The organism is Bradyrhizobium sp. NBAIM01 (assembly GCF_020194115.1).
In the GTDB taxonomy this organism is placed as follows: Bacteria; Pseudomonadota; Alphaproteobacteria; order Rhizobiales; family Xanthobacteraceae; genus Bradyrhizobium; species Bradyrhizobium yuanmingense.
In genome coordinates, this window is record NZ_JADYVU010000007.1 from 47,151 (window position 1) to 59,539 (window position 12,389).

General features: G+C 65.4%; 12 protein-coding genes. 3 read left to right on the forward strand and 9 right to left on the reverse strand.

Translation table 11 applies throughout. The annotated features are described in order from the left end of the window. Window positions 1-67: 67 nt before the first annotated feature. The gene (locus I6F31_RS22445) at window positions 68-883 is read right to left on the reverse strand and encodes a thioesterase family protein (protein ID WP_225147233.1); all 816 of its coding nucleotides are present in this window, start codon (window positions 881-883) and stop codon (window positions 68-70) included. A 224-nt stretch (window positions 884-1,107) separates the two neighbouring features. Then, window positions 1,108-3,624: a glycogen/starch/alpha-glucan phosphorylase gene (locus I6F31_RS22450; protein WP_225186129.1), complete on the reverse strand. Its 2,517-nt coding sequence runs from the start codon at window positions 3,622-3,624 to the stop codon at window positions 1,108-1,110. 203 nt (window positions 3,625-3,827) lie between these two features. Between I6F31_RS22450 and I6F31_RS22455 the strand changes: the two genes are divergently transcribed. Further along, window positions 3,828-4,061, forward strand: a complete 234-nt coding sequence (locus tag I6F31_RS22455; protein WP_057027807.1) for a hypothetical protein — start codon at window positions 3,828-3,830, stop codon at window positions 4,059-4,061. A gap of 23 nt (window positions 4,062-4,084) precedes the next feature. Here the strand turns inward: I6F31_RS22455 and I6F31_RS22460 are convergent, their stop codons facing one another. Continuing rightward, the gene (locus I6F31_RS22460) at window positions 4,085-4,948 is read right to left on the reverse strand and encodes a LysR substrate-binding domain-containing protein (protein WP_225127163.1); all 864 of its coding nucleotides are present in this window, start codon (window positions 4,946-4,948) and stop codon (window positions 4,085-4,087) included. Between the two features lie 109 nt (window positions 4,949-5,057). Here I6F31_RS22460 and I6F31_RS22465 point away from each other — a divergent pair, with 109 nt between their 5' ends. Then, window positions 5,058-5,969 carry a DMT family transporter gene (locus I6F31_RS22465; RefSeq protein ID WP_036014164.1) on the forward strand — a complete coding sequence of 304 codons (912 nt, stop codon included), beginning with the start codon at window positions 5,058-5,060 and terminating at the stop codon, window positions 5,967-5,969. A gap of 115 nt (window positions 5,970-6,084) precedes the next feature. Here I6F31_RS22465 and I6F31_RS22470 read toward each other — a convergent pair whose 3' ends face one another. The 6 genes from I6F31_RS22470 to I6F31_RS22495 form a co-directional block, all read right to left on the reverse strand. Next, window positions 6,085-6,855 (reverse strand): TIGR02186 family protein, encoded by a 771-nt coding sequence (locus I6F31_RS22470; protein ID WP_036014162.1) that lies wholly within the window; start codon window positions 6,853-6,855, stop codon window positions 6,085-6,087. After that, window positions 6,852-7,769 carry a sulfite exporter TauE/SafE family protein gene (locus tag I6F31_RS22475; protein ID WP_225134024.1) on the reverse strand — a complete coding sequence of 306 codons (918 nt, stop codon included), beginning with the start codon at window positions 7,767-7,769 and terminating at the stop codon, window positions 6,852-6,854. The genes I6F31_RS22470 and I6F31_RS22475 overlap by 4 nt, the downstream gene beginning before the upstream one ends. A gap of 196 nt (window positions 7,770-7,965) precedes the next feature. Continuing rightward, a complete protein-coding gene (locus I6F31_RS22480; RefSeq protein WP_225186130.1) occupies window positions 7,966-8,901 on the reverse strand; it encodes a transporter substrate-binding domain-containing protein in 936 nt (311 codons plus the stop codon). 89 nt (window positions 8,902-8,990) lie between these two features. Further along, the gene (locus I6F31_RS22485; protein ID WP_225186131.1) at window positions 8,991-9,581 is read right to left on the reverse strand and encodes an SCO family protein; all 591 of its coding nucleotides are present in this window, start codon (window positions 9,579-9,581) and stop codon (window positions 8,991-8,993) included. 24 nt (window positions 9,582-9,605) lie between these two features. Beyond that, complete coding sequence (locus tag I6F31_RS22490; protein ID WP_036014155.1) at window positions 9,606-9,800, reverse strand: hypothetical protein; 195 nt, start codon at window positions 9,798-9,800, stop codon at window positions 9,606-9,608. A 127-nt stretch (window positions 9,801-9,927) separates the two neighbouring features. After that, complete coding sequence (locus I6F31_RS22495) at window positions 9,928-10,449, reverse strand: hypothetical protein (protein ID WP_036014153.1); 522 nt, start codon at window positions 10,447-10,449, stop codon at window positions 9,928-9,930. Between the two features lie 281 nt (window positions 10,450-10,730). On the opposite strand from I6F31_RS22495, the gene I6F31_RS22500 reads away from it, so the two are divergent. Continuing rightward, the gene (locus tag I6F31_RS22500; RefSeq protein WP_225186132.1) at window positions 10,731-12,389 is read left to right on the forward strand and encodes an FAD-binding dehydrogenase; all 1,659 of its coding nucleotides are present in this window, start codon (window positions 10,731-10,733) and stop codon (window positions 12,387-12,389) included.

Below are 12,389 nucleotides of genomic sequence, written 5' to 3' on the forward strand. Positions count from 1 at the left end.
ACCCCTCGCCCGTCTCGCCGCTACGCGGCGATCCACCCTCTCCCACAAGGGGAGAGGGAGGAGAAAGCTACGCCTTGAAATACGCGATCTGCGTCGTGGTCGCGAGCAGCCGGCCGTTCGGCGACCACAGCTCGGCGTTCTGGTCGGCGTAGCTCTTGTGCATGATCTTGGAATCCGCCGTCGCGAGCACGCGCGTGATGTCTTCAGCCGCAAGCTCCTCGGCGTCGGTGTGGAAGTAGGTCGTCAGCGACACCGTGCCGAACGGCACCAGCTCCCGCCGGGCGTGGAAGATGCGGCCGAAGAAGGCGTCCGACATCGACATCAGCGACAGCATGTCGAGCTTGCGCGGCGTGCGGTCGCTGATCCAGATCTTCGAGTAGGTGCTGGCGGGCTCGGCTTGCGGCGGGCCGATCCGCATCTCGCCCTCGACGAAGCGGAATTCGTACTGGTTGGCCCAGGATGCCGAGATTTTTGGGAACGGCAGCGTCTCCTCGAACGGCTTGGCATCCGGATATTGCGCTACCCTGTGCTCCCAGGACGGACGGCGTTCGGCTAGCACGGCGGTGGCGAGCGTTGCGACCTCGCCGCCGCCCTGACTGAGCTCGACGCTCCAGTGCTGGCTGGAGCGGTTGGCCTTGACGAGGCGCACGTCGAGATCGAACGGACCCTTGGCGATCGGCGCGCAATAATTGACGGTGAGGGCGAGCGGATCGCCGGCGGCTTGCGGGTGCTCGATCAGCGCCCGCAAAATGGTCGCGGCGGTGGCGCCGCCGAACGGGCCGACAAAGGCCCAGTAATCGTCGTTGGTGTGTCCCTGCCAGCTAAAGTCACCGGCGGTGACGCGCGTGGCCTCGTCGAACGGGTGCGGGAGCTTGGCGTGCATTGTTGGTCCTCGATGCCCTCCGCAGCCGTCATTGAGCGTAGCGAAGCAATCCAGACTGTCTCCGCGGAAAGATTCTGGATTGCTTCGCTGCGCTCGCAATGACGGCGGTTGAGGTTGCGGCGTCGTGTCACAACGCCGCTTAGGGGATGATGACGATCATATCATCATCCCTCGCGAAGGATGCAATAACCTCGCAGGTAACGCCGCTTCCACGCCGCGGAAAATCAGCCCGCGGCGTCGCGCAGGTTCGGCAGCAGCGGCGTGGTCGGATTGACCGGCACGTTCCAGATCTCCTCGGCATATTCGCGGATGGTGCGGTCCGAGGAGAACCAGGCCATGCGCGCGACATTGAGGATCGAGGCGCGGGTCCAGGCCGGCGCCACCTGCCAGCGCGCATCGACCGCGCGCTGCGCCTCGTAGTAGGAATCGAAATCGGCGCTCACCATGTAATGGTCGAGGTAACGCAGCGCGTGCGCGATGGATTCGAAACGGCCGGGGTCGCCGGGCGAGAACTCGCCGGCGCCGATCGCGTTGATGGCACGCTGCAGCTTCGGCGACCGGCGGATCACGTCGGAAGCATCCAGCCCCTGCTTGCGCCGGATCATCACGTCGCCGGCTTCCATGCCGAAGATCGCGATATTCTCCGCGCCGACATGGTCGCGGATCTCGATATTGGCGCCGTCGAGCGTGCCGATGGTGATGGCCCCGTTCAGCGCCAGCTTCATGTTGCCGGTGCCGGAGGCTTCCATGCCCGCGGTGGAGATCTGCTCGGACAGATCGGCGGCGGGAATGATCACCTCGGCGAGGCTGACATTGTAGTCGGGCAGGAACACGACCTTGAGCTTGCCGCCGATCGCCGGATCGTTGTTGACGATCTCGGCGACGTCGTTGATCAGCTTGATGATCAGCTTGGCGTAGCGATAGCTCGCGGCCGCCTTGCCGGCGAAGATCTTCACCCGCGGCACCCAATTGCCGTTGGGCTCATCCTTGATGGCCTGGTACAGCGCGACCGTTTCGATGACGTTGAGCAGCTGGCGCTTGTATTCGTGGATGCGCTTGATCTGCACGTCGAACAATGCGCCCGGGTCGACCCTGATGCCGAGCCGTTCGCCGATCAGGCGGGCGAGCTGGGCCTTGTTGTGGTGCTTGACGCTGCGGAACTTCTTCTGGAACTCGACGTCGCTGGCGCGCGCCTCGATCAGCGAGAGCTGGGTCGGATCGTCGAGCACGGCATCGCCGCAGCTCTCGCGCAACAAATCGGTCAGCTTCGGGTTCGCCAGCATCAGCCAGCGTCGGAAGGTGATGCCGTTGGTCTTGTTGGTGATCCGTCCGGGATAGAGATGGTTGAGGTCGTGGAACACGGTCTCGCGCATCAGGTCCGAATGCATCGCCGAGACCCCGTTGATGCGATGCGAGCCGACGAAGGCGAGTTGGCCCATGCGCACGCGGCGGCCGCTCTTCTCGTCGATCAGCGACACCGAGGCGCGGAAGTCGATGTCGCCGGGGCAGCGCGCCTCGGCGAGCGCCAGATGCTGCACGTTGATGCGGTAGATGATCTCCAGATGCCGCGGCAGCAGCCGCTCGAACAGCTCGACCGGCCAGGTCTCCAGCGCCTCCGGCAGCAGCGTGTGGTTGGTGTAGGAGAGGGTGGCGACCGTGATCTTCCAGGCCTCGTCCCAGCGGAAATTGTGGAGGTCGACGAGGATGCGCATCAGCTCGGTGACGGCAAGGCTCGGATGGGTGTCGTTGAGCTGCACCGCGACCTTGCCGGCGAGGTTGCGCAGCTGGCCGTCGGAGGCGAGATGCCGCTTCACCAGGTCCTGGAGCGAGGCGGAGACGAAGAAATATTCCTGGCGCAGCCGCAGCTCGCGGCCCGCCGGGCTCTCGTCGTTCGGATAGAGGAACTTGCAGATCGCCTCCGCGCGCGCCTGCTCGGCGCTGGCGCTGACGTAATCGCCTTTGTTGAAGGCATCTAACTTGAGCGGATCGGGCGAGCGCGCCGACCACAGCCGCAGCGCATTGACGTGCTGGCCGCGCCAGCCGACGATCGGCGTGTCATAGGCGATCGCCTGCACGGTTTCAGCAGGATGCCAGATCGAGCGGTCGCGGCCCTTGTCGTCGACATGCTCGACGCCGCCGCCGAAATTGACGTCGTAGATCACCTCGGGTCGCTGCAATTCCCAGGGGTTGCCGAAGCTCAGCCATTCGTCAGGATATTCCTGCTGCCAGCCCTGATTGATGATCTGGCGGAACAGGCCGTAATCGTAGCGGATGCCGTAGCCGATCGCGGGGATCGACAGCGTCGCCATGCTCTCCATGAAGCAGGCGGCGAGCCGGCCGAGGCCGCCATTGCCGAGCGCCGCATCCGGCTCGCATTTGTGCAGCTCCGGCAGCGAGACGCCGAGATCGCCGAGCGCGACCTCGAAGATCTTGAGCAGGCCCATGTTGTTGAGCGCGTCGGTGAAGAGCCGGCCGATCAGGAATTCGAGCGAGAGATAGTAAACCCGCTTGCGGCCCGCGTCGTAGCTGTGCTTCTCGGCCGTGAGCCAGCGATGCACGATGCGGTCGCGCAGCGCGAGCGCCGCGGCCTGGTACCAATCGTGCCTGGTCGCCATGCCAGCGTCCTTGCCGATGGCAAGGCGCAGCTTCGCCAGGATTGCGCCCTTGATCTCGGCCAGCGCGAGTTCGTCGATGGGCTGCCCGGGGGCCGGATAACTGGGCTGGAACGATGAATCCTGCAAAGCCGTTACTTCCTAGGTCGAAACAACTCTTAACTCTACGCGTCCTGCCCTTGCACCGGAACTGTCGCCCGCGAGGTCGTGCACTGCGCTGGCGCAAATTTATGCAAGGAATGGGCCGAATTGGGAACCCGGAGGAGCACGGAGAAACCCAGATTCGGTGCTAGATTACGAAAGATTCAGCCATCAGTGTGGAGAAGCGGACCGTGAGACTGCTGATCGAAATCGCCACTGCGGCCCTGCTCGTCGTCTGCATCAGCGCCACCAGTGCGGCGTTTGCCGCCGGCACGACCGGTCGCAGCGCCGATGGCCTCAGCTGCGGCTTCACAGCGCCGCAGAAGGCGTCGCCCGCAGCCCGCTGCGCTGCGATCAAGCGCCAATGCGGCGGCAAGTTTTACGCAAGCGCGTGCGGCGACAAGCTGATATCCGCAGCGAATTGAGAGCCGTAGGAGGTTTGGTGAGCTCAAGCCGCCTTGCTCTGCACCGTATCGCAAAACTCCGCGAGACGGTCCGCAAGCCGCAGCGTCGCCGGGCTCGCATCCGGCGAAGCCATCAGTGCAACCTCGGTCTTGTTGATCGGCGCAAAGCCGTCCTTCGCCGTCAGCACGCGGTGGTCGGTCTGGATCGCCATCTCCGACAGGATGCTGAGGCCCATGCCGGCGGCGACCGCGGCCTGAATGCCGGCGAGGCTCGATGAGGTGTAGGCGGTGTGCCAAGCGCGGCCGGCCGTTTCCAGCGCGTGGATGGCGCCGGCGCGGTAGATGCAGCCGAGCGGAAAGCCGATCAGCGGCACCGACGGCACGTTGACGTCGACCGGGTGGCTCTTGCTGGTGACCCAGTGCACCCGCTCCGGCCACACCGCGATCGCGTCCTTCGCGCCAGCCTCGCGCTTGTAGAGCGCAAGGTCGAGCTCGCCGCGTTGGAGATCGCGGGCGAGATGCTTGCTCTGGTCGGCGCGCACGTCCAGCCGCAATCCCGGATGCGAGCGCGAGAACGCGCCCAGCAGTTTTGCCAGCCGGTACGCGGCAAAGTCCTCGGGGATGCCGAGCCGGATCGCGCCATCGCTATCAGGCTGGCGCAGCACGTCGCGCGCCTCCTCGGCCAGCGAGAGCAATCGCCGCGCATAGGACAGCAGCCGCTCGCCGGCCTCGGTCGGGCGCACGTCCTTGCCGTCGCGGTGCAGCAGCACCTGACCGACATCCTCCTCCAGCCGCTTGATCTGCTGACTCACGGTCGATTGCGTGCGGTGGACGCGCTCGCCGGCGCGGGTGAAGCCGCCGGCCTCGACCACCGAGACGAAGCTGCGCAGCAGCTCGAGATCGAGCACGGCCGCCTCCATTAAGAAATCCACTGGGCGCGAGTTAATCATTTAATTTCCAAATGGCAAGCGGCCTCCCTAGATCGAGGGCAGAAAAAAACATCCGAGAATGCCCCTCATGTCGCTCGCCAGCTCGCTTCCCGCCCCCCGCAGCCGCTTCAACACATTGCCGCTCGCGATCGGCCTGTTCTGCCTGCTCTGGAGCTACGCCTTCATCGCTGGCAAGATCGGCGTCACCCATTGCCCGCCGCTGATCCTGCTCGCCGCGCGCTTCTCGCTCGCGGGTATCTTGATCCTGGGCGCCACGTTGATCCGCGGCGAAGCCTGGTCGTTGTCGTGGCGCGATGCCGCGATCTTCGCGTTGCTCGGCATCGCCAACAATGCGCTCTATCTCGGCCTCGGCTACACCGGCCTGCAATCGGTCTCCGCCGGCCTCGGCGGCCTGATCGTGTCAGCCAATCCGGTGTTCACCGCGGGCCTTGCCGCGCTGCTGCTCGGCGAAGGCATGACCTGGCGCAAGGCGAGCGGCCTCTTGCTCGGCATCATCGGCGTGACCGCAATCGTCTGGCACCGCCTGTCGGTCGGCACCGATTCGCTGCACGGCATCGTTTTCACGCTGGCCTCGCTCGCTTCGATCGTGGCCGGCACCATCCTGTTCAAGCTGCTGGCGCCGAAGGGATCCCTGTGGATCGGCAATGGCGTGCAGAACCTCGCGGCCGGCATCGTACTGACACCGGTCGCGCTCACCTTCGCCGATGTCGACGCGATCGACTATACGCCGAGCCTGATCGGCGCCTTCGCCTTTCTCGTGCTCGGCGGCTCGATCATCGCTTCTTGGCTCTGGTTTCGTCTCTTGAAGACGTGTGGCGCCACCGCCGCCAGCGCCTATCATTTCCTGATGCCGCCGCTCGGCATGCTGTTCGCATTCCTCGTCCTCGGCGAGCACATCGAGGCGCGCGACCTGCTTGGCATCATTCCGGTCGCGCTCGGCATCTATCTGGTGACGCGGCCGGCGAAGGCGGTGGTGTAGGTGGAGGCCCCGCTGTTCACTATCGTCATTGCGAGGAGCTCTTGCGACGAAGCAATCCAGACTGCCGCAGCGGAGGCAGTCTGGATTGCTTCGCTGCGCTCGCAATGACGGGGGGCTAGTCCTTCCTGAACACGATCGAGGCCATCCACCCCGTCATCAGCGCCATCGCCACGGTGGCGAGGCCGTAGATCAGGCCGTTCTGGCGGGCGGTGGTGGCGACGAACTGCTCGAAGCCGACCTTGACGATCTCGAACGCGGTCTCGGTCTTGCCGATGAACGCGCCGTTGGCGAACAGCTTGATCTCGATCTCATAGGTGCCGATCGGCACCTCCGCGGGCAGCGGAATGCCGGTGCGGAACAGCGTCGGCGTCAGGAACGTGACCGCGCTTCCGTCTTCGCGGTAGAGCCCGCGCTGGGTGCGCAGGCGAATGAAGGCCGAGCGGAACGCATCGTTGGGCACCACGTCGGCAAAGTCGCCGCTGACCCGCTGCGTCAGCAGCACGTTGTTGAGCCCGATCTGCTGCCGCCGCGCGATCTCGGGCGAGGTGATGGCGTCGAGCGGGCGGTTGGCGAACAGCGCGAGATAGCTCGGCACCTGCAGGAATTGGCGGTAGTCGGTGTTGATCCAGATGCCGAAGGTGCGCTCCTTCCGCCGCGTCACCATGTCGGCGCGCGGGCCCATCACGGTGACGACGAGGTCGTAGGCCGTGCGGTCCGCGGGCGTCGTCGTATCCTTCTCGACCGAGCCGAACAGCACCAGCTCCTCGCCGGAATAGTTCGGCGTCACCGTGACCCGGTGATTCGAGACCGACACAATCAGCCGCTCGGCCCGCGCAGCGCCGCCGAGCAGCAGGACGAGGACGATCGCGAGAAGCATGCGCCTCATCGGCTCGCTCCGAGCTCACGGATGGTGAAGAGATCGGAGGGCTGGATCACCAGCTCGATCGCGAAGCGGATTCCGACCGAGAGGATGAGCAAGCCCAGCAGCAGCCGCAGCTGCTCGCCGCGGATCTTCTGGCCGGCACGGGCGCCGAACTGCGCGCCGGTGACGCCGCCGACCATCAGGATCAGCGCCAGCACGGCATCGACGAGGTGATTGGTCGCCGCGTGCAGCATGGTCGCGAACAGCATGGTGACGACGGTGAGAACCATCGAGGTCCCGATCACCGTCGAGGTCGGCACCCTCAGGAGATAGATCATGATCGGCACCAGGATGAAGCCGCCGCCTATACCCATGATGGCGCCGATGAAACCGATCACGATGCCGACGCTCACCACGGGGATGACCGAGAGATAGATCTTCGAGCGCTTGAACCGCATCTTCAGCGGCAGGCCGTGGATCCAGTTGTGGGTGCGGCGCGGCGGCAGCGCCCCGCGCCGGGTCCGCATCAAGGCGCGCAATCCTTCCGAGAACATCAGGCTGCCGACCGTGGTGAGCAGCACGACGTAGGAGAGCGCGATCATCAGGTCGAGCTGGCCGAGCGCCCGCAGCTGGGTGAAGGTCCAGACGCCGAGCGTCGTGCCGGTCACGCCGCCGCATAACAACACGCTCGCCAGCGCCGGATCGATCGCGCGCCGCCGCCAATAGGAGAGGGCGCCGGAAAAGGAGGAGGCCGCGATGTGGCTCGCCACGGAGGCCACCGCGACCGCCGGCGTGATGCCGATGAAGATCAAAAGCGGCGTCATCAGGAAGCCGCCGCCGATGCCGAACATGCCGGAGACGAAGCCGACCGCCGCGCCCATGGCGAGCACCAGGAAGACGTTGACCGGAAGATCGGCGATCGGGAGGTAAAGCTGCATTGAACCTGCGCACCGGCGAGACGGATCGACGAACGCGGAATGCTCGCGGAGAGGACGGAACGATTGCCGCGTCCTTCAATAGCGGAATTCGCGGGCGGGCGGGACCGGGAATTTCAGGCGTGGTGAATGGGTATGACGCGCGCGTGATGATCTCTGCGATCGTCCGCACTCCCGCTGCAGGCGGAGAGGCGAAAGGTCAGAACGGACTGACCGAGAAATACCGTAGCCAGAGATCGGTGTAGCGGCCTTTTTCCCAGATCCGGAACATCGCCCAGTTCAGGGCCTGGCGCAGCACGTCGTTGCCCTTGCGCACGGCGATGCCGATGCCCTCGCCGAAAAAGCGGCTCTCGACGAACGGACCGCCGGAGAAGGCGCAGCAATCGGCCGAATCCGTGCCGTTGATCCAGAACGCCAGCGAGATGGCGTCGCCGAAGATGAAGTCGACCTCGCCCCTGCGCAGAGCTGCGCGCATCGCATCGTCATTGGGGTAGGCGTGCAGCTCGGCGTCGGTGAACATCGCCTTGAGATACGCCTCGTGCGCCGAGCCGGCGATGGCGCCGACCTTCTTGCCCTCGAGATATTCGGGGCGGATCTCCGGCATCACCGCGTCCTTGCGCGAGACGAAGCGCGCCGGCACGCGGTAATAGGGATCGGTGAAGTCGACGCGGGCGCGCAGCTGCGGGCTCACCGCCATGGAGGCGATGATGGCATCGCCCCGGTTGGAGGTGAGCGCATCGACCAGCGTCTCGAAACGCCGCATCTGCACCGTGCAGGTGACCTTGATCTCCTCGCACAGGGCGCGGGCGAAATCGACGTTGAAGCCGGCCGGATTGCCGTCCGCACCGGTGTAGTTGAACGGCGGATAGTCGGTCTCGGTCAGGAAGCGGATCACGGTCAGGCGGGACAGGTCCGGCCGTTCGGGGCGCCGGCGCGGGTCCCAGAACCCGGGCACCGCCTGCGGGGCGGCCTGGGGCGCCGCCTCAGGGGTGGTCTGAGGTGCCGTCGGCGCCCGCTGGACGGGGGCTTGCGCGTTCGCCTGGGTGAGGCCGCCGAGCAGGCAGAGGCCGGCAGCCAGCCCTGCCAGCAAGCCACGGACAGATTTGAGCGATTTCGCCTGTTGCGATGGAGCCATCGGCCGAAGGAATGAATTTCGTCGGGATCGGAGGGCCTTATAGACCATCCCGCCGGGAACGCGAGCGCCGATTGTGGCCGGGGTGAAGCTCAGAGATAGCGCTTCAAATCAACCGCTGCCTCTTCCGGCGTCCGCTTCAAATTGAACGGCGAGACGAACCTGCCCTCGCGGTCCATCAGGTAGATCAGCGCGGTGTGGTCCATCGTGTAATCGCCGTCCTTGGTCGGGACCTTCTTGGCATAGACCCGGTAGGAGGAGATCACCTTGGCGGTCTCGGCGGGGTCGCCGGACAGGCCCTGGAGGTGCGGATCGAAGCTCGACAGGTAATCCTTCATCGCGGCCTGCGTGTCGCGCTCGGGATCGACCGAGATGAAGATGGCATTGACCTTGTCGGCGTCCTTGCCCAGCGCGCGCAGCACTTCCGAGATCTCGAACAGCGAGGTCGGGCAGACGTCGGGGCAATGGGTGTAGCCGAAGAAGATCAGGGTCGGCTTGCCCTTCAGGCTCTTGTCGGTGACGGCCTTGCCGTTCTGGTCGGTCAGCTGGAACGGGCCGCCGATCGCGGCCGGCTGTGCCACCTTGCCGACCCCGCCCATCGCCCAGAACATGATCAGGAGGCCGACGACGAGGCTTGTAGCGAAGGCGGTCGCGATCACCAGCGGACGGGTGGCGGAGTTCATGGGCGGAAAACTTCCTGTCGCAGGTCAGAAGCAGGCGGCAAAGCCGGTCCTGATCATTTCGAAGAACACCTGGCTGCCATAGTGGAACCAGAGCGCCAGCGCGCCGATCACGGCGAGACCGCCGATTGCAGCGCCCGCCCACAGCAGCACGGATGGCATCCGCCCGGCAGTGGGCGAATTGTCCGATAGCCGATGTGCCGGGTGCAGCGGTTGAGCCATGACAACGATCGGGACGAAGGCCCCGGTTCCCTGGCTTTCAGATAGGCTTTGCGCCGGCTGCGGGCAAGGCGCCGCCAGCAGGCAAGACGCCGCGGCGGCGCCAGAGGACGCCGCCAGCCCGTGGATGTCAGTGGAGGAGCTGGCCCCGGGCGGATTCGAGCGGCTCCGCTTGCGGGAGCGACCGGCGCGACGGCCTGGTCGTCGAGGCCTGCGCGTCCAGGTAGCACGGCTTGTACATGGCCTGGAGCTGCTTGCCCCTCAGGAAGAGCATCCGCGGGGTGAGGCCGCCCCGCTGGCCGATCCAGCGCCTGATCTGCGAGGGATACATCGCATAGAGCATCTGGGTCGCTTCGGGATTGGTGATGGCGCGGCCGTTCGCGCCGAAATCCCAGGCGGCATGGAAGCCCAGCGTCGCATGCGAGGTCACGCAGATCCGGTCGTGCGGGATAGCACCGAGAACGATGGTACAGGCCGAGGCGCAGAGGCCATCGATGATGACCGTCTCGCCCGATTGCCTGAGGTCCTGGTACTTGTCGACGTAGGTTCCGATCCGGCCGCCGCGGTCATCCGCGATCCGAACCACCGCGTGAGAAGCCCCCATGCCTGCGATCAAGAGAACCGCCGCAAGCAACCCCGTCAGAAAATTCATTTTCCCCCGCCCCAGTCGAATTCGAATCTGTGTGTCAGGTGATGATGCACGGCTAGCGTCGGTCGTAACCGAGGCTTTGTCTAGGCAGGCCTGCTGGCTCAAAACAAATTAAATCCAGTGTTGCGTCCGCGCTGCACCCGGCCGGTCTCCATCCCAAAGTGGAACAAGTTAACGAGGTCTTGCGCGCCATACCCTTGATCTCAGTTGCAACCGCTGGCTTCAATCCGGGCAACTACAGGGGGGAACCCTTGGGGAGGAGAAGAACTTGGAGGGGGAAACGCATGGTTGAAGAAACGGATGTCATCGTCGTCGGCGCGGGACTGTCGGGCCTCGTTGCCGCCACCGAGATTGCCGATGCGGGCAAGCGCGTGATGGTTGTCGACCAGGAAGGCGAGCAGTCGCTGGGGGGCCAGGCGTTCTGGTCGTTCGGCGGATTGTTCCTGGTCGATTCGCCGGAGCAGCGCCGGCTCGGCATCAAGGACTCCTACGAGCTTGCCATGCAGGACTGGCTCGGCACCGCCGGCTTCGACCGCGACGAGGATTTCTGGCCGCGCCAATGGGCCGAAGCCTATGTGGCCTTCGCGGCCGGCGAGAAGCGCGGCTGGCTGCGCGCGATGGGCCATCGCTTCTTTCCCGTGGTCGGCTGGGCCGAGCGCGGCGGATATGATGCGATGGGCCACGGCAATTCGGTGCCGCGCTTCCACGTCACCTGGGGCACCGGCCCGGGCATCGTCGAGCCGTTCGAGCGCCGCGCGCGCGAGGCGATGAAGACCGGCCGATTGATCTTCCGATTCCGCCATCGCGTCGATGCGCTCTCGGTCACCAATGGCACGGTGGATGGCGTCAGCGGCGTCGTTCTTGCGCCTGATGATGCAGAGCGCGGCAAGAGCTCCTCGCGCAACGTGGTCGGTGACTTCGCGTTGAAGGCGCAGGCCGTGATCGTCGCCTCCGGCGGCATCGGCGGCAACCACGAGCTGGTGCGGCAGAACTGGCCGGAGCGGCTCGGTGAGCCCCCGAAGTTCATGATCTCCGGCGTGCCCGAGCATGTCGACGGGCGCATGATAGGCATCACGGAAAAGACCGGCGCACGGCTGATCAATCGCGACCGCATGTGGCACTACGTCGAGGGCATCCAGAACTGGAACCCGATCTGGCCGCGCCACGGCATCCGCATCCTGCCGGGTCCTTCCTCGATGTGGTTCGACGCCACAGGCACGCGGCTGCCGGCGCCGCTATTCCCGGGCTCGGACACGCTCGGCCAGCTCAAATACATCATGTCGACCGGCTACGACTATTCCTGGTTCATCCTGACCCAGAGCATCATCAAGAAAGAGTTTGCGCTGTCGGGCTCGGAGCAGAACCCGGACCTGACCGGCAAGAGCTGGCGCATGACGCTTCGCCGCGCCACCAACAAGGGCGCGCCGGCGCCGGTGGAGGCGTTCAAGAGCCATGGTGTCGACTTCATTGTCCGCGACAAGCTCGATGAGCTCGTTGCGGCCATGAACAAGCTCGCCGGCAGCGATCTCCTCAAGCTCGAGCACATCAGGATGCAGATCGAGGCGCGCGACCGCGAGATCGCCAATCCCTACGTCAAGGATGCGCAGGTCATGAACATCCACAATGCGCGCCGCTATATCGGCGACAAGTTGATCCGCACCGCTTCTCCGCACCGCATCCTCGATCCCGCGCATGGGCCGCTGATCGCGGTGAAGCTCAACATCCTCACCCGCAAGACGCTGGGCGGCTTCGAGACCGATCTCGACTCCCGCGTGTTCGGGGAGGAGGGCCGCGTCATTCCCGGCCTTTACGCCGTGGGCGAGGCCGCCGGCTTCGGTGGCGGCGGCGTGCATGGCTATCGCTCGCTGGAAGGCACCTTTCTGGGCGGCTGCCTGTTCTCGGGCCGCAATGCGGGCCGTGCCGCCGCCAAGGCAGTGGGCTAG

What these genes read in the sequence shown, in the direction of transcription:
- I6F31_RS22445 (WP_225147233.1), bottom strand. Translation starts at nt 883, where the DNA reads ATGCACGCCAAGCTCCCGCACCCGTTCGACGAGGCCACGCGCGTCACC.
- I6F31_RS22465 (WP_036014164.1), top strand. Translation starts at nt 5,058, where the DNA reads ATGTCGCTCGCCAGCTCGCTTCCCGCCCCCCGCAGCCGCTTCAACACA.
- I6F31_RS22470 (WP_036014162.1), bottom strand. Translation starts at nt 6,855, where the DNA reads ATGAGGCGCATGCTTCTCGCGATCGTCCTCGTCCTGCTGCTCGGCGGC.
- I6F31_RS22475 (WP_225134024.1), bottom strand. Translation starts at nt 7,769, where the DNA reads ATGCAGCTTTACCTCCCGATCGCCGATCTTCCGGTCAACGTCTTCCTG.
- I6F31_RS22480 (WP_225186130.1), bottom strand. Translation starts at nt 8,901, where the DNA reads ATGGCTCCATCGCAACAGGCGAAATCGCTCAAATCTGTCCGTGGCTTG.
- I6F31_RS22485 (WP_225186131.1), bottom strand. Translation starts at nt 9,581, where the DNA reads ATGAACTCCGCCACCCGTCCGCTGGTGATCGCGACCGCCTTCGCTACA.
- I6F31_RS22490 (WP_036014155.1), bottom strand. Translation starts at nt 9,800, where the DNA reads ATGGCTCAACCGCTGCACCCGGCACATCGGCTATCGGACAATTCGCCC.
- I6F31_RS22495 (WP_036014153.1), bottom strand. Translation starts at nt 10,449, where the DNA reads ATGAATTTTCTGACGGGGTTGCTTGCGGCGGTTCTCTTGATCGCAGGC.
- I6F31_RS22500 (WP_225186132.1), top strand. Translation starts at nt 10,731, where the DNA reads ATGGTTGAAGAAACGGATGTCATCGTCGTCGGCGCGGGACTGTCGGGC.